The organism is Scytonema sp. HK-05, assembly GCF_963872035.1.
GTDB lineage: Bacteria > Cyanobacteriota > Cyanobacteriia > Cyanobacteriales > Nostocaceae > Kalymmatonema.
Window position 1 is genome coordinate 42,115 of sequence record NZ_CAWMYC010000128.1, and the last position, 24,368, is coordinate 66,482.

At 44.1% G+C, this 24,368-nt stretch carries 21 protein-coding genes; 17 read left to right on the plus strand and 4 right to left on the minus strand.

The features are described 5' to 3' along the window. Positions 1 to 29: 29 nt before the first annotated feature. The 17 genes from AACT52_RS28395 (at position 30) to ssuC (ending at position 19,498) form a co-directional block, all read left to right on the plus strand. Positions 30 to 818: an SDR family oxidoreductase gene (locus AACT52_RS28395; RefSeq protein ID WP_073634177.1), complete on the plus strand. Its 789-nt coding sequence runs from the start codon at positions 30 to 32 to the stop codon at positions 816 to 818. 1,224 nt (positions 819 to 2,042) lie between these two features. Further along, positions 2,043 to 2,825 carry an ABC transporter ATP-binding protein gene (locus AACT52_RS28400; protein ID WP_073634178.1) on the plus strand — a complete coding sequence of 261 codons (783 nt, stop codon included), beginning with the start codon at positions 2,043 to 2,045 and terminating at the stop codon, positions 2,823 to 2,825. Positions 2,826 to 2,980: 155 nt separating this feature from the next. Beyond that, entirely contained in the window at positions 2,981 to 4,462 is a 1,482-nt protein-coding gene (locus tag AACT52_RS28405) for an amidohydrolase family protein (RefSeq protein WP_073634179.1), read from the plus strand. Positions 4,463 to 4,526: 64 nt separating this feature from the next. Next, on the plus strand, positions 4,527 to 5,723 hold the full coding sequence (locus tag AACT52_RS28410) for an acyl-CoA dehydrogenase family protein (protein WP_073634180.1): 1,197 nt from the start codon (positions 4,527 to 4,529) through the stop codon (positions 5,721 to 5,723). 269 nt (positions 5,724 to 5,992) lie between these two features. Continuing rightward, a complete protein-coding gene (locus AACT52_RS28415; RefSeq protein WP_073634181.1) occupies positions 5,993 to 7,318 on the plus strand; it encodes an LLM class flavin-dependent oxidoreductase in 1,326 nt (441 codons plus the stop codon). Positions 7,319 to 7,447: 129 nt separating this feature from the next. Next, entirely contained in the window at positions 7,448 to 8,416 is a 969-nt protein-coding gene (locus AACT52_RS28420; protein ID WP_073634182.1) for an aliphatic sulfonate ABC transporter substrate-binding protein, read from the plus strand. A 54-nt stretch (positions 8,417 to 8,470) separates the two neighbouring features. Beyond that, the gene (locus AACT52_RS28425; RefSeq protein ID WP_073634183.1) at positions 8,471 to 8,983 is read left to right on the plus strand and encodes a hypothetical protein; all 513 of its coding nucleotides are present in this window, start codon (positions 8,471 to 8,473) and stop codon (positions 8,981 to 8,983) included. 62 nt (positions 8,984 to 9,045) lie between these two features. Continuing rightward, positions 9,046 to 10,170, plus strand: coding sequence for an aliphatic sulfonate ABC transporter substrate-binding protein (locus AACT52_RS28430; protein ID WP_073634184.1), 1,125 nt, complete (start codon positions 9,046 to 9,048; stop codon positions 10,168 to 10,170). A gap of 99 nt (positions 10,171 to 10,269) precedes the next feature. Beyond that, positions 10,270 to 11,133 carry a TauD/TfdA dioxygenase family protein gene (locus AACT52_RS28435; protein WP_073634185.1) on the plus strand — a complete coding sequence of 288 codons (864 nt, stop codon included), beginning with the start codon at positions 10,270 to 10,272 and terminating at the stop codon, positions 11,131 to 11,133. Between the two features lie 12 nt (positions 11,134 to 11,145). Next, positions 11,146 to 12,195 carry a sulfonate ABC transporter substrate-binding protein gene (locus AACT52_RS28440; protein WP_073634186.1) on the plus strand — a complete coding sequence of 350 codons (1,050 nt, stop codon included), beginning with the start codon at positions 11,146 to 11,148 and terminating at the stop codon, positions 12,193 to 12,195. A 127-nt stretch (positions 12,196 to 12,322) separates the two neighbouring features. Next, a complete protein-coding gene (locus tag AACT52_RS28445; protein ID WP_073634187.1) occupies positions 12,323 to 13,135 on the plus strand; it encodes a class I SAM-dependent methyltransferase in 813 nt (270 codons plus the stop codon). 559 nt (positions 13,136 to 13,694) lie between these two features. Next, positions 13,695 to 14,759 carry a sulfonate ABC transporter substrate-binding protein gene (locus AACT52_RS28450; protein ID WP_073634188.1) on the plus strand — a complete coding sequence of 355 codons (1,065 nt, stop codon included), beginning with the start codon at positions 13,695 to 13,697 and terminating at the stop codon, positions 14,757 to 14,759. Positions 14,760 to 14,895: 136 nt separating this feature from the next. Continuing rightward, complete coding sequence (locus tag AACT52_RS28455) at positions 14,896 to 15,945, plus strand: sulfonate ABC transporter substrate-binding protein (protein WP_073634189.1); 1,050 nt, start codon at positions 14,896 to 14,898, stop codon at positions 15,943 to 15,945. Between the two features lie 119 nt (positions 15,946 to 16,064). Continuing rightward, the gene (locus AACT52_RS28460; protein ID WP_073634190.1) at positions 16,065 to 16,268 is read left to right on the plus strand and encodes a hypothetical protein; all 204 of its coding nucleotides are present in this window, start codon (positions 16,065 to 16,067) and stop codon (positions 16,266 to 16,268) included. A gap of 87 nt (positions 16,269 to 16,355) precedes the next feature. Next, positions 16,356 to 17,693, plus strand: coding sequence for an RNA-guided endonuclease InsQ/TnpB family protein (locus tag AACT52_RS28465; protein ID WP_073634191.1), 1,338 nt, complete (start codon positions 16,356 to 16,358; stop codon positions 17,691 to 17,693). Further along, positions 17,650 to 18,732: an alkanesulfonate monooxygenase gene (gene ssuD, locus AACT52_RS28470; protein WP_083630596.1), complete on the plus strand. Its 1,083-nt coding sequence runs from the start codon at positions 17,650 to 17,652 to the stop codon at positions 18,730 to 18,732. The genes AACT52_RS28465 and ssuD overlap by 44 nt, the downstream gene beginning before the upstream one ends. Then, a complete protein-coding gene (ssuC, locus tag AACT52_RS28475) occupies positions 18,695 to 19,498 on the plus strand; it encodes an aliphatic sulfonate ABC transporter permease SsuC (RefSeq protein WP_073634192.1) in 804 nt (267 codons plus the stop codon). Before ssuD ends, ssuC begins: the two co-directional genes overlap by 38 nt. Before the next feature lie 261 nt (positions 19,499 to 19,759). Here the strand turns inward: ssuC and AACT52_RS28480 are convergent, their stop codons facing one another. The 4 genes from AACT52_RS28480 to AACT52_RS28495 form a co-directional block, all read right to left on the minus strand. Next, positions 19,760 to 20,752 carry a glutathione S-transferase family protein gene (locus tag AACT52_RS28480; RefSeq protein ID WP_073634193.1) on the minus strand — a complete coding sequence of 331 codons (993 nt, stop codon included), beginning with the start codon at positions 20,750 to 20,752 and terminating at the stop codon, positions 19,760 to 19,762. Between the two features lie 267 nt (positions 20,753 to 21,019). Further along, positions 21,020 to 22,318: an RNA-guided endonuclease InsQ/TnpB family protein gene (locus AACT52_RS28485; protein WP_073634194.1), complete on the minus strand. Its 1,299-nt coding sequence runs from the start codon at positions 22,316 to 22,318 to the stop codon at positions 21,020 to 21,022. Positions 22,319 to 22,604: 286 nt separating this feature from the next. Beyond that, positions 22,605 to 22,958 carry a hypothetical protein gene (locus AACT52_RS28490; RefSeq protein WP_073634195.1) on the minus strand — a complete coding sequence of 118 codons (354 nt, stop codon included), beginning with the start codon at positions 22,956 to 22,958 and terminating at the stop codon, positions 22,605 to 22,607. 282 nt (positions 22,959 to 23,240) lie between these two features. Further along, on the minus strand, positions 23,241 to 24,368 hold a 1,128-nt coding region (locus AACT52_RS28495; protein ID WP_198941007.1), incomplete at its 5' end, for a WD40 repeat domain-containing protein.

Below are 24,368 nucleotides of genomic sequence, written 5' to 3' on the forward strand. Positions count from 1 at the left end.
CACCCGACAACTAACAAATCAAAATTAAGATGGACTTACAACTGGGTGGCAACATCGTCTTAGTGACAGCAGCAAGTAAAGGTTTGGGTAAAGCCACAGCACGGCAGTTTGCCCGTGAGGGTGCAAAGGTTGCTATCTGCGCCCGCAGCGAGTTAGTTGAAAAAGCTGCTGCGGAGATTGAAAATGAAACGGGTACAGAAGTTTTGGCAATACGTGCAGATTTGACCAAACAAGAAGATGTAGAACGAGTGATTAATGCCACTGTGGAAAAATTTGGCGGCTTAGATATCCTCGTCACCAATACAGGAGGTCCACCTGCTGGCACCTTTGATGATGTGGATCTCAGTGCTTGGGAAGCTTCGGTTAACTTAATTTTGTTGAGTGCTGTGCGGCTAATTAAGCTCGCATTACCGCATCTACGCAAATCGTTCTCCCCAGCAATTCTCACAATCACTTCATCGACTTCCAAACAGCCAGTTCAAAATTTGATTTTGTCTAATTCTATTCGGCTATCTGTGATTGGTTTGACCAAAAGTTTAAGCCGGGAACTCGGTAATGATAAAATCCGCGTCAACAGCATTTTACCTGGTTGGACATATACAGAACGAGTTGAAGAAATCATAGCAGCGCGTACTGCCAGGAATGGTAAAACTCCAGCGGAAGAAATCGCTAATATCAATGCTACTGTGCCACTAGGTCGTATGGGGAAACCCGAAGAGTTTGCAAATGTCGCTGTTTTCTTGTGTTCCCCTGCTGCTTCATTTGTAAATGGAGTTATGCTCCAAGTGGATGGGGGACTTTATCAAGGAGTACTATAATAAGCGGTTCAGCTTGTCATTTGCTGACGTTTGCGGTGATGAACAGACAGAGAGATCGGAGGCTAAAGATCCCTACGTATGCGCTTTGCGTTCAGCAAGTCTGCGCGTGCCTCCTAACGGAGGAGCTTTGCTAACGTTCAGCGTGTCCTGCCAGAGAGGAGAGCATATCCGATGGGCGATGGAAAGAGGTTATATTATATCCGGTTAAATAACCGTGCGGAAATTTCTAGTAAGGGCTTTAGTCCTTTTCCACCAAAGCAAGGACTAAAGTCCTTACTAGAAAAAAGTTTGATTCTGGGTAATTTTCCAAACATGATATTAAATACGTGAGTGTGTACATTTTTAGATTTTGGATTGGTAGTTATCAGTTGTTAAGTGGGCTTTTTGATAACTCCTTAATAATCACTAAGTTAAAAGTATCTGAGGTAGGACTAACCGCGATGACCTACCTCAGTTTCCTATATGAATCTCCCGAATTTATCGGCAGGGTTATTCTGAGTTCTTTTTGATTTCCAAACCCTCATTGAAAGGGGGAGTTTTTCACTCTATCTAATGCATCAGTTCTAATTTTTCTAATTTTGCAATTATTTACAAAATACGCTTGCCTTTGCAGTGAAACTGTGCAAAATTAATAGAAATAATATCCGGCAAGTCTACCAATTAACCGTACTTTATTTTCCGATGCTAGTCTCCAGGCAGAAAGGGGTGCAAATACCGCTAAACCGCTTGTTTCGTGACGCTTTGAGCACAAATATCCTCAATCTTCTTCAGGGTGAAAACACTATTAACAGTTACCAGTTATCAGTTATCAGTTATCAGTTTCATCCTTTGCATGTTTAAGTCCCCCACCAATTGGACCGAAAGCGTTGGTAGCGGGTTTAAATCCCCCACCAGCCCGAGAAAGCGTCACTGCGTAGGTAGCTGTTCACTGTTTTAATCAGCATATCAACCAGGTCAACAAAAGTGATGAAGTGTGATGTATGAAGTTTAATGTTCCATCCCTAGATTCTTTTTTCTTCAGCCTTCATCACTTTACCCTTTCTTGTTGCCCCTTACACTATTGATGGAATCAAAAGCTTATGTTTCAAAGTTTACATATTATCAGCCGATGTTGATAACTGATTTCCAATTAGAACATCGAAGGGTTCTGGTATTTTACCACATTTATTCAGCATATTCTTGGTATTTAATGTAAAAAATAAAACAATACAGGAGTTTTTTTTAATGAATTTAGAAACCCGTGGAACACATTTAAAACTCGAAAGGTTAAGGAAATCCTTTGGGAAGAAAACAGTCTTGCAAGGTATAGATTTAGATATCAAGCCCGGAGAGTTTGTCGCGATTGTGGGTCGCAGTGGGTGTGGTAAGAGTACAATGCTACGCCTGATTGCAGGACTAGATGCTGCGAGTGGAGGTGCAGTCTATTTGGATGGTAAGCAATCCCATCATCGAATTAACCCACAGGTGCGGATGATGTTCCAAGATGCGCGTCTATTACCTTGGCAGCGGGTATTAGCAAACGTGGAGCTGGGTTTGGTAGATTCTAAATCTAAAGCGTATATGCGGCAAACTGCTTTGCACGTTCTTCGCTGTGTTGGACTTGAAGACCGCGCTCATGAGTGGCCATCTGTTCTCTCTGGTGGACAACGCCAACGGGTAGCATTGGCAAGAGCTTTGGCTGGTAAACCCTCTTTGTTGCTTCTTGATGAACCCCTTGGCGCTTTAGATGCTCTAACGCGCATCGAGATGCAGCACTTGTTAGAGAATTTATGGCAAGAACAGAAATTTACTGCCGTGTTGATTACTCACGATGTAGAAGAAGCAGTGGTTTTGGCAGACCGAGTTGTACTGATTGAAAACGGTGAGATAACGCTGGATTATCCCGTACCCCTGCCACGTCCTAGAGTCAGGGGAAACCCAGTGTTTGCTCAAATAGTAGAAAGCATTTTACAGCGAGTGATGGGCAAAGCAGAAAGCGATCGCCAATTAGTAGAAGTTGCCCATTAACTCCTTTGTGGTAGTGGAGGAGGGGGGGAGATGAGGCTGGACAGGCGCAGTGGCATTGTGCCCATATGAAAGTGGGGAGTGGTTAGTAGTGAGTGGAGCCTTTGAAAAACTAACAACTAACAATCAACTAATGACTCATACTAGGAGAAAGTCTGATGACTATTGCCTTAGAACGTCCACAAAAATCCAAATCAGCACAGATTCGGGAACGCCTGGGTTATCCGATTATCGACACTGATGTCCATACCCAAGAATTTATCCCAGCATTCTTGGACTACTTGGAGCAAGTTGGTGGAAGTAAATTAGTTGACCGCTTCCAAGAGAATTTACCAGGTTCTTCTCGCTTCCGGTGGCACAAACAAAGTTGGGAAGAACGCCGTGCTTATCGCACTGCTCGTCCTCCCTTCTGGGGACGACCAACCAAAGATACATTAGCTTTAGCAACTGTAACTCTGCCAAAACTGCTCTACGAGAGACTGCAAGAAGCAGGGACAGATTTTGCTGTACTGTATCCCAACTTGGCAACACTAGCAACGCATATTGGCAATGAAGAAATGCGGCGAGCAGTGTGTCGTGCAGCGAACCTGTACCACGCTGATAACTTCGGTCCTTATGGCGATCGCATTACCCCAATTGCCACAATTCCTCTGCATACACCTCAAGAAGGAATTGAGGAGTTGGAATTTGCTGTCAAGACTCTAGGATTGAAAGCGATTCAAATTCCTGGACACGTCCGTCGTCCGATTCCCGCATTCCAGAAGTATGGCGAAGAAGTCGCAAACGAAGCCACCTGGATAGACACATTTGGCTTGGATAGCGAGTACGATTATGACCCATTCTGGGCGAAGTGCGTGGAGTTGAAAGTTGTACCCACAACCCACTCTTCTGGTATGGGCTGGACTTCGAGGCGTTCGATTTCCAACTACCAATACAACCACATTGGTCACTTTGCTTCTGCGGGTGAAGCACTGTGCAAATCATTGTTCTTTGGTGGTGTGACAAGACGGTTCCCCACATTGAAGTTTGCTTTCTTAGAAGGAGGTTCAGCTTGGGGTGCAAGTCTATATGCTGATATTCTCTGGCACTGGGAAACTCGTAACCCCGAAATCTTGCAAAACAATAATCCCAATGCTGTGGATCGGGAGTTGCTGTTAGAGTTGTTCACCCGTTACGGTGGCGAAAAGGTTCACGGACGCTTAGATCAAGTTGGTAACGGTTTGGGCTTCCACGGACACCTGTTCTCACCAGATGATCCGGGCGAACTGGATGAATTTAAAGAAGCAGGAATCACTCGTCCTGAAGATGTGCGCGATCGCTTCCTGAATCATTTCTACTTCGGTAACGAATCAGACGATATCCGTGTGGCTCATGCGTACAATCGCAAGGCTAATCCCTTTGGTGATAGAGTCAAAGCTTTCTTAGGTTCCGATTCCGGTCACTGGGATGTGCCTGATATTACCGCAGTCACTGCCAACGCTTACTCAATGGTAGAACGTGAAATCATCACCGAAGAAGACTTGCGCTACTTCCTGTCTATCCATCCGTTGGAGTTGTACACCAGCCTCAACCGCGACTTCTTTAAGGGGACAGCTGTTGAGAAAGCCGCTGATGAATATCTAGCGAGTGTCAATCGCTAATAGAAAGTTCGTAGTAAGTGCTTCAGCACTTACTACCCTATTCACAATACGAGAGAATTTGGTCATGGTACAGCTGTTAGAGGTAAAAGAGTCTCAACAGTCCAAAGACTGGAGTGCGATCGCATCTTCCCTTTCCCAGAAACTTGCTGAAACTGCAGTTGAAAGGGACGCCAAAGCGGGAATTCCAGATGTAGAAGTACAGCTACTGCGTGAAAGTGGTTTGTTGCCTTTGGTCGTACCCAAAGAATACGGTGGAATTGGGGCAACTTGGGCACAAGCCCTGAAAATTGTCCAAGAACTGTCTAAAGCAGATGGTTCAATTGGACAATTGTATGGGAACCATCTGAATTTAACTGCTTTAGGTCATGGTTCCGGAACGCCTGAGCAAAAGGATAGATACTATCAGCAAACCGCTCAAAATAACTTATTTTGGGCTAATGCCATCAATACACGGGATACTCGCTTGAAAATTAGCCCAGACGGCGAAAATTTCCGGGTGAATGGCGTTAAAAGTTTTGGTACCGGTGTTGCTGTTGCTGATCTGCGGGTGTTTTCCGCCGTGCAAGATGGCGCAGAACTGCCAATATTTTTCGTGATTCCCAAAGACCGAGAAGGTGTAGTTTCTAATCAGGATTGGGACAATATTGGGCAACGGCGGACGGATAGTCCTAGCTTCACGTTTCACAATGTTTTGGTGAAAAAAGATGAAATTGTCGGACCTCCTGCTCCTCCTGATAGTGTTTTTGCTACATTTGGTGGAATCATCGCTCAATTAACTAAAACCTATGTGTATTTAGGTATAGCCGAAGGAGCATTTACAGCTGCAAAAGAGTATACTTCAACCCAGAGTAAACCCTGGATCACTTCAGGGGTAGAGAGTGCCACAGCTGATCCTTATATTCTGCATCACTATGGTGAATTGTGGACTGAACTTCAAGCTGCCATTGTTTTAGCAGATCGCACCGCTGAACAAGTCCAGCAAGCATGGGAGAAGGATATTAACCTGACTCTCGAAGAACGGGGAGAAGTGGCGATCGCTGTTTTTGCAGCCAAAGCCTTTGCCACAAAAGTGGGATTAAAGATTACCACCGATATCTTTAACGTGACGGGAACCAGATCTACGGCTAGCAAATATGGCTTTGACCGTTACTGGCGGGATTTACGTACCTTCACCCTTCATGATCCGGTAGATTACAAATTCCGAGATATAGGAAATTGGGTACTCAACCAAGAGTTACCAGTTATTACTCAATACAGTTAACAGTTATCAGTCAACAGTTATCAGTTATCAGTTGTTAACTGTTCACTGATAACTGATAACTGATAAAAGTTTGCCTCCCACCAATTGCTCTCCTTTCGTCAGGTGGGTACAGCCACGGCTCACCTGACTTTCTTAATAAATTTGAAAAGCAAAAAACTTTAAACCCTTAGCGCATTGCTCATAGCTGCAAACTAGGCTCTTTTCCTTACTCTCCTAACGATGGGGTGGCTCATACCCACCCTATTTCCTCCATTTAAGGAATATTCAAAATGTCAAAAAGACAAATGCACTTGGCTGGTTTCATGCACGCTTCCCAAGTTGTTCATAGCCATGCCATTTGGAGACATCCAAAAACACATTCAGGCTTTCTGACACCAGAGTATTATCAGAATGTTGCCCGCATTTTAGAACAGGGAAAATTTGACCTTGTTTTCTTTGCGGACATATTAGCAACTCCAGACCGTTATGGTAATAGTTTTGAAACCAGTATTAAATATGGTTCTCAAGGTGCAGTTACATTAGATCCTGTTCTTGTTGCCACAACAATGGCAGTTGCTACTGAAAAAATAGGAGTGGGAGTCACACGTTCTGCAACTTACTATCACCCTTATGATTTAGCGCGGACATTTGCTACTTTAGACCACCTTTCCAAAGGTCGTGCTGCTTGGAATGTGGTGACTTCCAGTGGTGATGCAACGGCTCAAAACTTCGGGATAGAAAAACATTTAGAACATGACACTCGTTATGACCGCGCGGATGAATTCTTGGAAGTGGCTTTCAAGCTTTGGGATAGTTGGAAAGAAGGGGCATTAATTGTAGATAAAGAGCAGGGAATTTTTGCAGATCCAACAAAAGTTGATTACCTTCATCACTCTGGAAAATGGCTGAAATCTAGAGGACCGTTGACTGTTCCCCGTACACCCCAAGGGCGTCCGGTGATTATTCAAGCGGGTTCGTCAGGACGTGGAAAAGAATTTGCAGCCCGTTGGGCAGAAACGATTTTTACATCCCCACTCACCCCTGCCGACATGAAGACTTTTTATCAGGATGTAAAATCTCGTATGGCAAAGTATGGACGTGAACCACAAGAGTGTAAAATACTCCCAGCAGTTGTTCCGTTTGTCGGTGAAACAGAAAGTATTGCTAAAGAAAAACAAGCTTTTCACCATGAATTAGTTCACCCACTTGTCGGTTTAGCTTCCTTATCTAACGTCCTCAACTATGATCTGTCTGAATTTCCTCTTGATAAGCCTTTGAGCGAATTAGAATTTCGCGAAGGGGGTAGGACGATGTTTGAGCAGGTTTTGAAATTAAGTCAGAACGAAGGATTGACTTTAGGAGAAATTGGTAAACGTTACGGTCAAAGCCGTCTCGTTCTCCAAATTGTTGGTAGTCCTACTCAAATTGCTGACCAATTGGAAGCCATTTTTCTTGATGAAGCCGCTGATGGGTTTGTGATTTCACCTGCTTATATTCCTGGTGCATTTGAAGATTTTGTGGATTTGGTTATTCCAGAATTGCAGCGGCGCGGGTTATTCCGTAAAGAATATACTGGCAGCACATTGAGAGAACACCTTGGATTAATTCGTAATTGATAACTTTTCATCCCGAAATGAATCACAAATAACTCATGATTTTGTTTGAATAAAAGATAAGTAATGCTGACAAGATTTAGGCGCTTAAGGCTTGATAACCAAATATTTCCGTATTTTTTGGTCGCTCTTATGGCTTGCTTATTAGTATGGATGCTTGCCTTAGCAGGCTGTAGCCCCCAAAGCACTAATAGCAGTCAGGCTCAACAACTGTCTGGTGGGTCGAAGCTAGAGGTCGTTAATGTCGGTCATCAGAGTGGAACTCCAGGTCTGAACCTTCTCAAAGCACGGAAAAATCTGGAAAAGCGCATAGCCTCTGATGGCATTACTGTCAAGTGGATAGAATTCCGTGGCGGTCCCCCCATGATGGAGGCTATGGCTGCAGGAAGCGTAGATATCGGGAATGTCGGGAATTTACCAGCAATTTTTGCCCAAGCTGGTAATAATCCCATCGTTTATGTTGCTGCAACTGGCTCTAACGCAGGTGCTCAAGCAATTATTGTGCGTAAGGATTCCCCGATTAAAAGTCTTGCTGACCTCAAGGGCAAGAAAGTTGCTGTACAAAAGGGAACTGCTCTGCATTACTTGGTTTTAAAAGCTTTAGAAAAAGCTGGATTAACACTCAATGATATTCAACCCACATACCTTTCCATCCCAGAAAGCCAGGTCGCTTTTGAAGGAGGTAGGATTGATGCTTTACCCATTGGCGACCCATTTTTAGCTCAGAAGGAGCTGGCAAACGAAATACGCGTCATAGCTAGAGGTAATGAAGTTGCCCCACAAAGAGCTTTCTACATTGCTACGCGCAATTTTGCAGAAAATCACCCCGACTTGGTGCAAGTGATTTTGGAAGAGCAACGCAAAGTAGAAGAATGGGCAAAAGCCAACCCTGGCGAAGTTGCTAACTTACTGGCAGAGCAAACCAAATACAAGCCTGCTGCGTGGGAATGGGCTTTGAAGAGGCGTCCTTACTTCGGCGTATTCGATATGAAAGACGAATATGTTGCTGAACAACAGCAAGTGGCTGACTTGTTCTACACTCAAAAGCTGATTCCAAAACCTATTCAAATCAAAGATGACGTGTGGCTAGCTAAACGCTAAACCATACGCTAGCACTTTGTTATTAACAGTCAATGCTTCGCGAGGAAATCAATCATGATTGCTATTTCTGGCTTTTTGGAGGAAAAACCGAAGGCATCTTCTGATAAGTTCCAACCAACTCATTCTGAGACGAATTTGCACTCAGTTGTGCAACTTGACGCGGCTTTGTTAGACACAAAGGCACACAGCCCTAGTGTCCCCATGTCCTCTAGTGCATCCCCCAACGCTGACAACAATAATGTTTATGGCATGCACCAATTAGAGTTACAAAATCAAGTGGTGTTTTTGTTTTCCCCCTCTCCTTGTCCTTCACTAAAATTTTATACACAAAAATTAAAAACATATTCTCATAAAGAAAGAGAGACAGAATCAAAAATTGATTTTATTAGCGGTTTCTCACTATTACTGCTTGCTGTTTCCTTGATACCTATTGCTTTAAAAGGTCCTTGTGGGCAAAGTAAAACTTCACAAGAACTAGATCAAGTTAATACTCCTCAAACAGTACAAGTACAGAATCAGTTATCAGTCAACAGTTATCCATTCATGCAAAAACTTGGATACAAATAAGCCGATTCATTCATTAAGTGATTACATACCGACTGAACATTGTTTGTGAGAAGTGAAGTAAGATGCAAGTTTTGAAAAAAAAGTTTCAATCATGGCAAGATTCGCGAGCCACTCGTCGTTCTCTAATATTTAGAGCCGGCTACTGCTTAGTGGTATCTACAACTCTGTTCAGTTGCAGTACACCATCTCAGACGACCCAACAAACAACGCAACAGACAGCTCAACAAACTGCGCAACAAACAACTCAGGAGCCAGCGTCTTCACCTACCAGCAGCGGTAGAAAAGTGGTGCGTATTGTTCGTTCAAAACAACTCACCCCTCTAGCAGTTTTACAAAAGCAAGGTAACTTAGAAAAGAGATTGGAACCCTTGGGTTTTAAAGTAGAGTGGCCCGAATTTGCTGCTGGACCGCAACAGCTAGAAGCCCTCAATGCGGGTTCACTCGATATTGCATCAACGGCAGAATCGCCTCCAGTATTTGCTCAAGCAGCAGGGACACCGCTTGTCTATCTAACCACTACCCCTTTCAATGGCAAAACTGTCTCGCTTTTGGTTTCACAGAACTCTCCTGTGAAAAGTGTTGCTGACTTGAAGGGCAAAAAGATTGCTTTTCAAAAAGCATCTATTGGTCACTATCTCTTAGTAAAAGCGCTGGAAAAAGAAGGGTTGAAACTCAATGATGTAACGTCAGTTTTTCTAGCGCCGCCTGATGCTAATGTGGCGTTTAGCCAGGGAAAAGTAGATGGCTGGTTCATTTGGGAACCATTCGTTACTAGAACTGAACAAAAGAAAATAGGACGTGAGTTAATAAATGGTGGTCAGTTGAGAGATACAGGGAACTTTTACTCAACTTCACGTAGTTTTTATCAGGCACACCCAGATATCATCAAAATATTTTTTGAGGAGTTGCAAAAAGCAGAAGTTTGGTCTAAGGGTAATCGTAAAGAAATGGCACAACTACTTGCTCCGGTAACTCAACTTGACGTACCCACCCTAGAGAAGATGCACAGCAAGTATGACTGGGGGCTGCGACCAATTACCGAGCAAGTCATTAAAAAACAACAAGAAGTTGCAGATATGTGGTATAGCCAAAAGTTGATACCTAAGAAAGTCAATGTCAAAGATGGATTTTTGACGCCTGAAGAGTATGCCAAAATCACTCCCCCAGAAGTACTGGCTAAACAGTAAACAGTAATCAGGATAGAAAATAACCACCTGATTACTGCTCACTCAAACAATAGGTTTTGTCGTTTTGAATTTTGAATTTTGAATTTTGAATTGCTTATTATGCCTACATTAACTTTGTCTGAATTTAAAATCACTGAGCTTGATGCGCCTTTAGGAGCTGAAGTCACTGGGCTGGATGCCAGCCAAAGCGTTGCACCTGATGTGATATTACAACTGAAGCAAGCTTTGCGCGATCGCCACATCTTAATTTTCAAAAACCAAAATCTCACAGATGAGCAACTGTTGAATTTTGCATTTTACTTTGGCTCACTCTATGTGCCACCAGATGATGTTCCGGTGTTAGCTTCCAAACCTGGAGTAACTCCAGTGGTGATTCCAATCTCTAATGTTGATAATGGCTACACTGGTAGCGGAGAAATTCCCTTCCACTCCGATCACCTTTGGACTCCCTACCCTTCGAGTGGGTCACTACTGTATGCTATTGAAGTGCCTCCTGAAGGGGGAGATACTTATTGGTTGAATCTCAATTTGGCATACGAGACATTAGATGAATCTACTAAGGAACGGATTGCTGACTTAGAGTTGATTACTTATAACCCGTTCTTGCAAGATCCTAACGGACCAAGACCCAAGTACCGTCTGGATAAGAGCATACCTCTAATCAGCCCTGTCTTCCCCCATCCATTGGTTCGGACTCATCCTGAGAGTGGCAAAAAGATTCTCTACTTGAGTTATTCCAATGAAGTCGAAGTTGTGGGCTTAGATCCGCAAGAAGGCGCAGAACTAATAGAACAATTAAGAGAGCATCTCAATCAACCTCGATTTTACTACCAACACAAATGGTCTGTGGGTGACATTGTTTATTGGGATAATCAAGCCACCTTGCACTACCGTCAAGCATTTGATCCGAACTATCGACGAGTGATGAAACGAGTCAGCCTTGCGGGTAGTCGTCCGTTTTGAGGTAGGTGGAAAATGATTGCAAGCCATGCATGGTTATTTGGGCGGTCTCTACCATCTTTTATAGCTTACTTACTTCTACTGGCAGCTACTCTCACAGGTTGCGCTCCCAAAACTGAAAGCGCTCAAAATACTCAAACTACCCAAAACACACAAAACACAAAAGTCGAACAAGCTTCTAGCAACGTTAAACAAACAGAAGTTCGCATTGGCTACCAAAAAGGAACAGCTTTTTTAAACATTGTTAAAGCCAGAGGTAGTTTAGAAAAAAGATTGCAGCCTTCAGGGGTTACAGTCAAATGGAGTGAATTTGCTCAAGGACCGCCCATGATGGAGGCGATGAATGCTGGAGCAGTTGATATAGGAGTTGTAGGCGCACCACCTCCTATATTTGCTCAAGCAGCAGGTACGCCTGTCGTCTATGTTGCTAGCAGTTTACCTAATGGGAAAGGTCAGGTTATTCTAGTCAAAAAAGATTCTCCATTTCGGACAGTAACTGACTTAAAAGGTAAAAAAGTAGCCGTAGGAAAAGGAACAGCAGGACATTATCTAATCGTAAAAGTTTTAGAATCAGCTGGTTTAACACTCAAAGATATTCAGCCAGTTTATCTTTTACCACCAGAAGCCCGTGCTGCTTTTGAAGGGGGAAATGTTGATGCTTGGGTAACTTCCGATCCGCGTTACGCTGAAGCGGAACGGACAGGAAAAGCACGTCTTCTTGCCAATGGGGAAAAAGTTGCAGAACAACGTTCCTACTTTATTGCCACTCGTCCTTTTGTTGACAAACATTCTGACATTGTCAAAGTCATTTTGGATGAACAGGCGAAAGATGAAGAATGGGCAAAAAGTAACCGTAAGGAAACTGCGAAAATTTTAGAAACAGCAACGGGTGTTAAAGCTGCAAACTGGGAATGGTCTTTTGAAAGGCGACCGAATTTTGGTGTGCTGTATATGAATGACCAAATTGTGAACGAACAGCAGCAGATGGCAGATTTATTCTACAAACTGAAGCTGATTCCAAAACCTGTTCAAATCAAAGAAGCAACTTGGATACCGCAATCTTAAAAAGATGGGGAGATGGGATGTGGTTAGGGGTAATTTTTGACAACTAACAAATGTACAGACGCGCCATGGCGCGTCTCTACAACTAACAACTGACTAATAACTAATTCAAAGTTTTGGAGTGTTTTAAATGACTACGCTTCCTGCTTACGACTCGACATTATTTGAGGGCGCTGCTTGGTATTATGCTCGCTATAGACCAAAGTACCCACCAGCCTTATTTGATTTGCTTGCGGAAAAATTTCAACTTGATGGGACTGGACGACTTTTAGACTTGGGTTGTGGTGCTGGATTGATTGCTATTCCATTTCATGACAGATTTGAAGAAGTGATTGGGTTAGATCCCGATCCAGAAATGCTTGCAGAAGCCCAAAAACAAGCACAAGCTTTAGGAGCAACCAATATCAAATGGGTGCAAGAACGAGCAGAATTGGTTTCTCCTGGTTTGGGGTCATTCCGTTTAGTCACCATTGGAAGAGCCTTTCACTGGATGCAGCGGGAAATTGTGCTAGAACGCATCCATGAATTGCTAACTAGTGATGGTGGAGTCGCAATTATCAATGCACCTCAAGATATTTGGAACAGTGACGATCCTTGGAAAAAAACAGCGCTTACTGTTGTCAAACGGTGGTTGGGAGAAGAACGTCGCACTGGTCAAGGTGGACAAGGTGTATGGAAACCTCTAGAAGTTTCTCATGAAGAAATCTTGGCTAAATCACCCTTCACTCGCATTGAGAAATATGAATTGAAATTTGAACAATTTTGGACAATTGATACTTTTCTTGGCTATCTCTATACAACGGCTTTCTGCCTGCCTTCTTTTTTTGGAGACAACCGTGAAAAATTTGAGAAAGATTTAAGAGAATCTCTGCTGGCTGTTGAACCATCCGGGCAGTTTACAGAAGAACTACCTGTCATTGCTATTGCTGCTTGGAAGCAGTAAATTTTTAGCACTCGAATGAGCGCAATATACACCTCATCCGCCTGTGATTTAAATCGCAGCCTAATAGCAAAAGTCCTCTGAAGAGGACTGTCAAACAATATTTAGTCTTGTTAATAAACTGTCGCGCCTACAAGTTGCACTCGCGACAGGTAACAAAGTTCTTGTGGGATGTGCCGCAATACTTTTCGCATAATACTTGATCCCCCCTAACTCCCTTAAATCAGTGAACAGTGAACAGTGACCAGTGACCAGGCGTATGGTGTGGTGTTTCCCCCAACGATGAAACTGATAACTGATAACTGATAACTGGTAACTGTTAAAAAGGAGGGAACTATCTGCCCCTTTTTTAAGGGAATTGGGGGATTTCATAGAGCGGAAACATCACTAACCAAAATGTATTGGGATGTGCCGGACAGCCCGTCGTTGACAATGCAAGTTAAAAGCATAACAGCTTAGGACTCGTGCTATAAGACAGGACATTTATTTCCTAATGGTTGGGCAAGAGAATGAATTAGCTCTATTTGTAATACCCCTTGAAATTGCCCGGAGATAATATCAAATGTTTAGCAATTACATCAAAACCAACTTAACAGTAATTAGAAAAGTCGCATTGTTCGCAATGCCTGGTTTTATAGCCCTATCTGCTACCTTAATCAGCTGCACTTCCACAAGCCCCAAAGCGGAAAAAACAGAGACACAAGCCACTGGTATTAAAACAAAAGTAGTCCGCTTGGGGTATCAAAGCTCCGGTGATATTGTCAGGGTAACGGGAGTTTTAGAAAAACGTTTGCAACCTTTGGGTATTAAAGTTGAGTGGTCGCAATTTGCTCAAGGTCCGCAATTGATGGAAGCCATGAATGTCGGCAAAATTGATTTGGGTTCGGTGGGAGAAACTCCTCCGATTTTCGCCCAAGCTGCCGGTGGAAATATAGTTTATGTTGCTGGTAGGCGACTTACTAGTACTTCAGGACAAGGGAGTGCGATCGCTGTTCCTAAAGGTTCTCCCCTCAAAACTCTAGCTGACATAAAAGGTCAAAAAGTTGTCTTTCAAAAAGGTTCTGCTTCTCACTATTTCATCCTCAAAGCCTTAGAAGAAGCGGGGTTGAAATACAGTGATATTCAAGTTTTGAGTATGCCCAATGTAGAAGCCCGTGGTGCATTCATTCAGGGGACTATTCCAGTTTGGGTGACTGGCGATCCTCATTTAGCTCTGGTGCAAAAAATCCACGGTGCTCGTGTGCTGCGAGATGGCAAAAATATTGGGACTCCAGGTGGATACTATGTAGCAACACGCGATTTTGCTAAGGACAATTCTGAATTAGTTCGCATCATCTTAGAAGAGATTGATAAAAACGGTCAATGGGCAGAAGCAAACCGCAAGGAGGTTGCCAAGCTTGTAGCACCTGTACTCAAAATTGATTTGCCGATTATGGAAATTGTCACAAGCCGCGCAAATTATCGATTACAGGGAATTACGCCAGACAGAATGGTAGTTCAACAACAGATTGCAGATCTATTTTACAATGAGAAAATTTTGCCAAAAAAGATTGCTATCAAAGATGCCATGCTGACATCTGAGGAATACGCAGCTTTGACTCCTCCCACAATTTTAAGTCAAAAATAGCGCGGGGGAGCATAGAACTTTATAAGGGGACTTTACAGAATAACCTCCCAACACTGTACTGGCTGCTGAAAAGCAAGCATAAAAATTTTAATTTTTTTTAAATTTTCATCAATCATCAGGAGATTTCATAACAGTTATGGATGAAAAATTGTTCCAGCAACGCCGTCAATTATTAAAGAGCGTTTTCCAATATTCATTGCTAGGATTATCTGGTTTTTCAGTTCCCATTATTGGAGACTTTATCGAAAAAGCTCAAGCGCAAACAAAACCCTCTGGAATCAACACTAATGTCGTCCGACTAGGCTATCAAACTTCTGGGGATATTGTCAGGCTCAAAGGAGTTTTAGAACAACCTCTCAAAGCTTTGGGCGTTTCTGTAGAGTGGGCACCATTTCCAGCCGGTCCCCAACTGATGGAAGCCATGAATGCAGGCAGAGTTGATCTCGGTAGTGTGGGGGAAACACCGCCAATCTTTGCCCAAGCTGCTGGTGCACAACTTGTCTATATTGCCGGGCGTAAACCTAGCAAGGGTGAAGGCAGTGGTATCATAGTCAGGCAAGATTCACCTATTAAGCGAGTAGCGGATCTCAAAGGTCAGAGGGTTGTTTTTCAGAAAGGCTCAGCTTCACATTATTTACTACTGAGAGCTTTGCAAGAAGCAGGGTTAAAATATAGTGATATTCAACCCATTGGTTTGACTCCAGCAGAAGCGCGTGATGCATTTATTCAAAAGAAGATTGATGCTTGGGTCACTTGGGACCCTTTTTATGCTTTTGTGCAAAAAACTGCTAATGCTCGTACCCTAAGAAATGCAGCAGGAATTGCTACACAAGGGGGATTTTATCTCGCAAGACGTGAATTTGCCGTCCAAAATCCTGGAGTGGTGAAAGTTATTTTAGAAGAGATAGACAAGTTAGGGCAATGGGCGGAAGCTAACACAACTGATGTTGTAAAACTTCTTGCGCCTGAACTAAAACTTGATCCAGCAATATTAGAAGTGGCGGTGCGTCGGCGGACTTATAGTTTAAGGAAGCTCACGCCAAGTCTTGTTAGCGAGCAACAACGGATTGCTGATGTATTTTATCAGGAAAAAGTTATCCCCAAAAAAATTGATATCAAGCAAGCGCTACTGACGACTCAACAATATGCAGCGCTGACACCTCCAAGATTAGTTAGTCAAAGATAAACATATCTGGAGATAAGCTGTTGTGCATTTAGTTTGCACAATTTGGGCGGGCTTTCCGGCCCACCCCACAAGAATTTGATTAAAAGATGATGTGCAAATTGTAGGATTTTCAGCTTAGTATGGTAGAAGCTTTTTGGTACTTACCAACTCAAGGGGATGAGCGTTATTTAGGCACAAAAATTGGCAGGCGCGAAGCCAATTATCCCTATATGTGTCAAATTGCTCAAGCCGTTGACCAACTCGGTTACGGAGGGATGTTGATTGGCACTGGACAACGTAACCGCGTGTGTCCCCTCCTTCAACGAAGTAAGGAGGGGCGGTAAGCGGTAAATTTTGGGGTTCGATGCCCCAAAATTTACAATCCAGGCGTTGAGAGTTTAATATCATTTATATACGGTTTAGGTTAGGCAATGGTTGTTCGGCGTATTACTTTCAGGCTTTACCCCACGTCAGCGCAGGAGAAAAAACTTCGCACGTGTCGGGCAATGCACAAAGAATTATTCAACTCGGCACTGTCTAACCGCAAAACTCAGTATCAAAAATTCGGAAACAAAGTTGATTACTACCAGCAGCAAGGGAGTCTGCCAGCTTTCAAAGAAGTTTGGACAGAGTATAAATTGCTTAATGCTGGTAGTTTGCAAGCCACTTTGAAACGGGTGGATTTTGCGTATCAACGTTTCTTCCAAGGGTTAGGGAAATATCCTCGATTCAAATCAATCCGTCACTACTCTGGATGGACATATCCAGACGGTCGGCAAGGCTTCAAAGCGCACACAACAAGTGTGAATGGCTACTTAAAACTTGTCGATTTGGATATTGAAATTCAGATGCGAGGAAAAGCAAGAAGCTGGGGTAGACCAACAACTTGTACCATCGTGTACCGAAATGGAAAATGGTACGCTTCTATCACAGTAGATGTTCCCAATATTCAGCGTGAATTAGGCGCTTGTGCTGTTGGCATAGACATTGGGTGCAAGTCAGCACTAGCCGTAAGCGATGGCGAAAACCATCAGTTGGTTGAAGCTCCCAAATTTCTACGCTCATGCGAAGCTCAAATCAAACAGGCTTCTAAGTCTAAGCGTAGGAAGAAAGCCCCTAACAGGAAATCTAAAACTAAGGCTTCTAGAAGATGGAAAAAGGCATCTAACCGAGTGGGGAAACTTACTCGGAAGGTAGCCAACCAGCGTCAAAACTGGGTTCATCAAGTTGCAACAGAAATAACGCGCAGTAATAGCCTCGTTGCAACCGAAAAGCTAGAAGTCGCTAAAATGACCCGTAAAGCCAAGAAAGGCAAGCGCAAAAAACAGAAGGCAGGGCTGAATAAGTCCATCCTAGATGTTGGATTTGGGCGGCTGTTGTCCGCAATCAAGTACAAAGTTGAAGAAGGTGGCGGGCAATTTATAGAGGTACCTACCAAGAAAATTAAGCCATCTCAAACTTGTCCTAAATGCGGACATCAACATTCCAAAACACTGGATGAAAGGGTTCATCAATGTCAAGCTTGTGGCTATCAGCAAGATAGAGACATTGCCTCTGCCGAAGTCTGTCTTTACTGGGTAAAAGGAACGCTGCCGGGGTTTGGAACGAACCTCGTAGACGGTGATGGGTCTAGCTCTACTTCATTACCCAAGGGGCGCAAGTCCTGCGGAGGAATGAGGCAACTAGCCCAAAAGAAGCGTCTGAAATCTCAACCTGCTGTCGGGGATGCAGAAACCCCGAGCAAGAGTGCAGGTCGGGGTAGTTCATAAACAGGATACTTGGATTGTTGCAGCTTCATTAATTCCGGTGACGCAACGCTTACGGTTTCTTGTCGCCTTTCGTCCGTCGATTATGTCGCCTTCGCTTTCTGCACGAATGGCTGCGACTTTTGACCAAATTTCTAACGGGCGAATTGTTCTGAATGTGGTGACTGGTGGCGACTCAGAAGAACTTGCCAAAGATGGCGTGTTCTTAGACCATGATCAGCGTTATGAACTCACTGATGAGTTTTTGACAATCTGGCGATCGCTCATGTTAGGCGAACAAGTCAACTTCACCGGTCGTCACCTGAAAGTTCAAGGTGCTAAACTCCAATTTTCTCCTGTACAAAAGCCTCATCCGACTCTCTATTTTGGTGGTTCTTCGGATGCTGCGCTCAAAGTTGTAGCCAAACACATTGACGTCTATTTAACCTGGGGAGAACCACCGCAACAAGTTGCTGAAAAAATTGCCAAAGTCCGCCGCTTAGCTGCAGAACAAGGCAGAACTGTGAGATTTGGTATCCGGATGCACGTTATTGTTCGTGAAACCGCATCACAAGCTTGGGAAGCAGCCAATGATTTGATTAAATATGTAGACGACAAAACAATAGCCGCAGCTCAACAAAGGTTTGCTCGCTCTGAATCAGAAGGACAACGCCGCATGGTACAACTCAATCAAGGCAGTCGCGAACAATTAGAAATTAGCCCCAATTTATGGTCAGGTGTGGGATTGGTGCGTGGCGGTGCTGGGACTGCCTTAGTAGGAGATTCAGACACAGTTGCAGCGCGGATGCTGGAATATACCGATTTAGGAATTGATACTTTTGTGTTATCAGGGTATCCTCATTTAGAAGAAGCATATCGAGTTGCTGAATTAGTTTTTCCGCGCTTGCCTTTACAAAATCTTCCGACTTTCACACCGCACCAAGTTTTGAATAATTCATACAGCGAATTTGTCGCCAAATCCGATTTACTGCACTCGCAACCAACAGCTTCAAAAGAGGTGTCCGATGACAATAGCACTCAAATTAAAGTCAGATTTTTTTAAAAATCGCCAGATTCAATCGTTAATTCCTTGGGGCGTACCCATACTAATACTCGTCCTGTGGCAGTTGCTCTCCACCATAGGGGTGATTCCTACCAGAATTTTACCTGCTCCTTTGAGTGTGGTTGGTGCTGCAATCAAGTTAGCCGAGACTGGCGAACTGTTTAGGAATATCAGCATCAGTGCGGCGCGAGCAATATCCGGTTTCATCGTCGGCGGAAGTATTGGGTTTGCCTTGGGTTTGCTCAATGGCATTTCTCCTGTTGCTGAAAAGTTGTTGGATACTTCTCTGCAGATGCTCCGCAACATTCCTAACTTGGCATTGATTCCATTGGTGATTTTGTGGTTTGGAATTGGAGACGAAGCAAGGCTATTTCTTGTCTCCTTGGGTGTGATGTTTCCCCTCTATTTGAATACCTTTCACGGTATTCGCAGCGTCGATCCAGGATTGATTGAGATGGGCAAAGTTTATGGTTTGAGTGGTTGGGGTTTGTTCTGGCGGATTATTCTTCCTGGTGCAATGTCCTCAATTTTGGTTGGTGTGCGCTATTCTTTGGGGATCATGTGGTTGACGCTGATTGTCGCTGAGACTATTGCGGCTGACTCTGGAATTGGTTACATGGCGATGAATGCCAGAGAATTTATGCAAACTGATGTAGTGGTGCTGAGCATTTTGCTGTATGCGTTGTTTGGTAAATTGGCGGATGTTGTTGCTAGGTCTTTGGAAAGATACTGGTTGCAATGGCATCCTAATTATCAGAACGTTTAGATATAGGCATTGCACTACTTATTACATTTCATGCAAAGACGCAAAGGCGCTAAGAAAAACTTTGCGTCTTTTTTATGAACGAGGATAAATGGCCTCTAATATCAAGTCCGGCAAATTACCCCTAATAAAACTTATATGTAGTAAGGACTTCAGTCCTTGTTTTCGCCCAAGAGGACTTTAGTCCTCACTACAAACTTGAGTTTGGTTATTTAATCGGACATGATATAATTTGTTACTGAGAAATATTGAGCTTTAATGTGACTAAGTGCGATCGCGATGCTCCCAAAGGGAGCCGCGCAAGGCGCGATCGTGCCGTTCGTCAAAATCGATGATTGGCCCCTTCGGCACAATTCGATTTGGATTAATCTCGGTCATACTCATGTAATAGCCGCGCTTAGTATAGTCTAGATTGCACGTCGCTTTGAATTGAGGAACCTGATAGAGATCCTTTAGATAATTCCAGAGGTTCGGATAGTCGAGAATTCGCCGCAAATTGCACTTAAAGTGACCATGATACACTGAGTCGAAGCGATACAGCGTTACAAACATACAAACATCAGCTTCAGTGAGTTGATCCCCACATAAATAGCGCTGCTTGCTCAGAACGGTTTCCCATTGATCTAAACTCTCGAAAAGTTCAGTCACCGCATCTTCGTAGGCAGCTTGCGAAGTCGCAAAACCAGCGCGATAGACACCAGCATTGATTGGCATATAAATTGCATCGATTGTTTCATCAATCTTGTGTTGGAGGTTGCGTGGGTATAAGTCTATTTTCTGTGTTGCCAATGCAGCGAATTCTACATCAAACATCCGAATGAGTTCGCGAGATTCGTTGTTGACGATTGTTTGAGTTTGCTTATCCCACAATACCGGAACAGTGACTCGTCCTGTGTATTTGGGTTCGGCTTTCACATAGATCTCTTGTAAATATTGAGCGTGATTCACCGAGTCAGGAATGGCTCCCGGTGCTTCAGAAAACATCCATCCCTTGTCGCTCATAATCGGATCGACGATAGAGACTGAGATGGCATCATTCAACCCTTTGAGTTCTCGCATAATTAAGGTGCGATGCGCCCACGGACACGCCAAGGAAACGTAGAGGTGATAGCGTCCTGCTTCTGCCTTAAACCCACTAGAGCCATCGGCAGTCACGCGATGGCGAAACGTTGTCGGTATCTGTTTGAACTTACCGCTGGGATCTGGTTTATTTCCATCGGTTATCCATTTGCCTTCGACCATCATTCCTGACGCCATAATTCTCTCCTAACCCTAGGGCGTGTCTGCAAGCTACAAAATCGATGATTTTAAGCTTTTGAGATTAACTCAAGACTACGCATTTCCTTTCCAGCAGAATGTCAGTTTTCGTAAAAATTCTTCACGAAATTGACTTTGCAGACAGACCCTAATGGTAAGTAGTTGGGCAAAATTAAATTCATTTGTGGAGGTAGGGAACAGGGAACGCTTAACAGGGAACAGAATAGGGAATGTTTGACCTCTCCCCGGTCTAAAGACGCGGGGATTCTAAACTGTTGCTCCAGGAAGGGCTAAAGCCACTTCCTTCCGCTTTTTAGTTTTGGTTTCCCAGATACGAAATCTGGTAGCAAGGGTCAAAACTTGCCTACAGACCTTGACTAGGCACAAGCCTAATTGTGCCTCTACTTTCCGCAATATGTTTGCGGCTCCGTTCAAATCAGCGTTGATGAGTTTTCCTGTACCAGTGCGATACATCCCGCGTTTTACTCGTTTCCCTCTTGGCGTCCACCCTTCGGGTTTTTCACCGAATGTAGGCAGAAAGTCACCATCTAAAAAACTCGTCTTGCTGGTGTATGATTCTTCGGTTTCAACAAACTTGATACCGTGGTACTCGCACAGCTGTTTAACTCGTTCTTTCAATTTGGCAGTTGGTATTTGGACAAAAGATTGAGTTGTTCTGCCGAGTGTAGCTTCTTGCCTTTGTCCTTGGTTCCACCCAAAAACAACCGTACCGATGTGGTGCTTAATGCAGTGGTCAACAACCAACCTTGCAGCCTTGTTAACTGCATCTCTCATCTGTCGATTGCGTTTCTCTGTGATATGGGCTAGCTGGTCGTCCCAGTACCCTTGTGGTTTACCCTCTTTAAGAGTACTAACACGCTTGTTGTACCATTGGTTAAGCGATTTAACTTTACGTCCATCAACAATGAAACTAGTCCCAATGTTAGATACGCAACTTAACCAATTGTTGATACCAGGGTCTATTGCTAGCGCATATTGAGGATTTAGTTCTAGTTTTGGTGCTGACTCTTTTTGATAAACAAACTCAGCATAAAAGCATTGGTTGCGTGGAAGTATTCGCAATTCCTTAATATCTTCAAACTGCAAGTTAGACGGCATTGGTAGTAGGAAACTATCAAGCTTATACCATCTTTTTACTGTAGATCCAAGAGGAATTTTGATGGTATCACCAACTAGCCTTAAAGCTTGTTTGGGATAAGTCACTAATGCATAACCATTACCCTTGCGATATTTGGGTAGCTTGGGCTTAAAATGCAATTCGCCTTTACTGTATTTCTTGTCTAGTTCCTTGAATGATTTGAATGACTCAGAAACAGACCTTAATATCTGTTGTGCTGCTTGAGAATGCAAAACCTGATAGTGTTTGTTAGTCCTGTACTCCTTTTCTAAGTCATATTTACCAATCAACTTACCAGTTTTAAAATACAACTGTCGAGCATAGTAGATGCCACAGTTAGTCAGCTTGTGCGACTCACTGCAAATAAACTCAAGTACTGCTTTTAACTCTGTATTTGGATTGATTAAATTTTGTTGACATCCATACATTTGTTTTTGTCTCCTCTCGTATATGCTAACATGATTGCAAAGATTTTGTCACTGCAATATGAAAAATAACTCATTACAGATACGACTGTCAGACAAAAGAAAACACAAGTTGATGCTATACGCTGCTCAAAAAGATAGAACTATCACTGCTTTGATTGAAGAGTGGATTGACAGTTTAATCCTTGAAAAAGAAAGAGAGACGGCAGGTTAAAACCTGCGCCCGTCGCATTTCATCCCCTGGCTGAAGCACGGGATACGGCGCTGTGCGCCTGTCCCTCAGGGGCTTTCACGCTCCCGCTAAGTCTTGGTAATTAATTCTGCCTGAGTACATATATTCATGCATTTGCTGCTCTAGCAATCGCAAAGTGGCACCATTTCTAAGAAATCTTATTTGATTTTTGGAATGAGCAGCATTTAGTGCGATCGCCCAAAGCGCGATCGCACTTTTTATTACCGAACCCCTTTTACGGTGGGTGACGTGTACTAAGGTCGAAGTTTCGAGTTCTGAGGTTGAAGTTTCGAGTTCTGAGAGTGATTGCTCCAAAAAGGTACTGTGATAGTCTGCGAAAAACCACGTTGAATCTATACGCGATCGCCCAAGAGGCAGTGGCAAAGCCAATCGCAGAACAATAAGCTTCACTGTACTGCATTCAATTGCAAACTGCTATATTTGCGATCGCCAAGTGGGTACTTTGTGCGATCGCTCAGCGGGTACTCTGTGCGATCGCCCTTTGGGCGGCTCCTGTGGAGTATCGCTAAGCTAGTACTCTGTGCGATCGCTGACTTTAAAGCTGGCGGTTAGAAACCGCGCCTACACAAACGAAGTCTGCCTCCGCAGACTAAAGACTGCGGATCTTAACCCGCGCAGGCGGGTTTTGTTTGTGTAGCCGCGACTTCCAGTCGCTAGGGCTACCAAGTCCACTCACCGACGACTGCCAACATCATCACACAGCTTGCGATCGCCATCCTGAACATTGGGGTTATTCTTCAAATAATCATGCACCCAAGCGCAACCGCGTGCCAGTAAGTCATCCAAATCCAGATTCCACAACCGTACCGTCTTGTCATCACTGGCAGAGGCAATCGTCTTGCCATCTGGGCTGAATGCGACGCTCGTGACATAACTGCTATGCCCACTCAGGGTTTTGAGTTGCTCCCCCTTGAGATTCCACAACCGTACCGTGTTGTCAGCACTGCCTGTGGCAATCGTCTTGCCATCTGGGCTGAATGCCACGCTCCAGACAAGACTGCTATGCCCACTCAGGGTTTTGAGTTGCTGCCCGTTGAGATTCCACAACCGTACCGTCTTGTCATCACTGGCAGAGGCAATCGTCTTGCCATCTGGGCTGAATGCCACGCTCCTGACAGAATCGCTATGCCCACTCAGAGTTTTGAGTTGCTGCCCGTTGAGATTCCACAACCGTACCGTGTTGTCAGCACTGCCTGTGGCAATCGTCTTGCCATCTGGGCTGAATGCGACGCTCCAGACAACACTGCTATGCCCACTCAGGGTTTTGAGGTGCTCCCCCTTGAGATTCCACAACCGTACCGTCTTGTCAGTACTGCCAGTAGCGATCGTTTTGCCATCCGGGCTGAATGCGACGCTCAAGACAGAATTGCTATGCCCACTCAGGGTTTTGAGTTGCTGCCCGTTGAGATTCCACAACCGTACCGTCTTGTCATCACTGCCAGTGGCAATTGTCTTGCCATCTGGGCTGAATGCGACGCTCGTGACATAACTGCTATGCCCACTCAAGGTTTTGAGTTGCTGCCCGTTGAGATTCCACAACCGTACCGTGTTGTCTAAACTGCCAGTGGCAATCGTCTTGCCATCTGGGCTGAATGCGACGCTCAAGACAGAATTGCTATGCTCACTCAGGGTTTTGAGTTGCTGCCCGTTGAGATTCCACAACCGTACCGTCTTGTCAGCACTGCCAGTGGCAATTGTCTTGCCATCCGGACTGAAAGCCACGCTCGTGACAGAACTGCTATGCCCACTCAGGGTTTTGAGTTGCTGCCCGTTGAGATTCCACAACCGTACCGTCTTGTC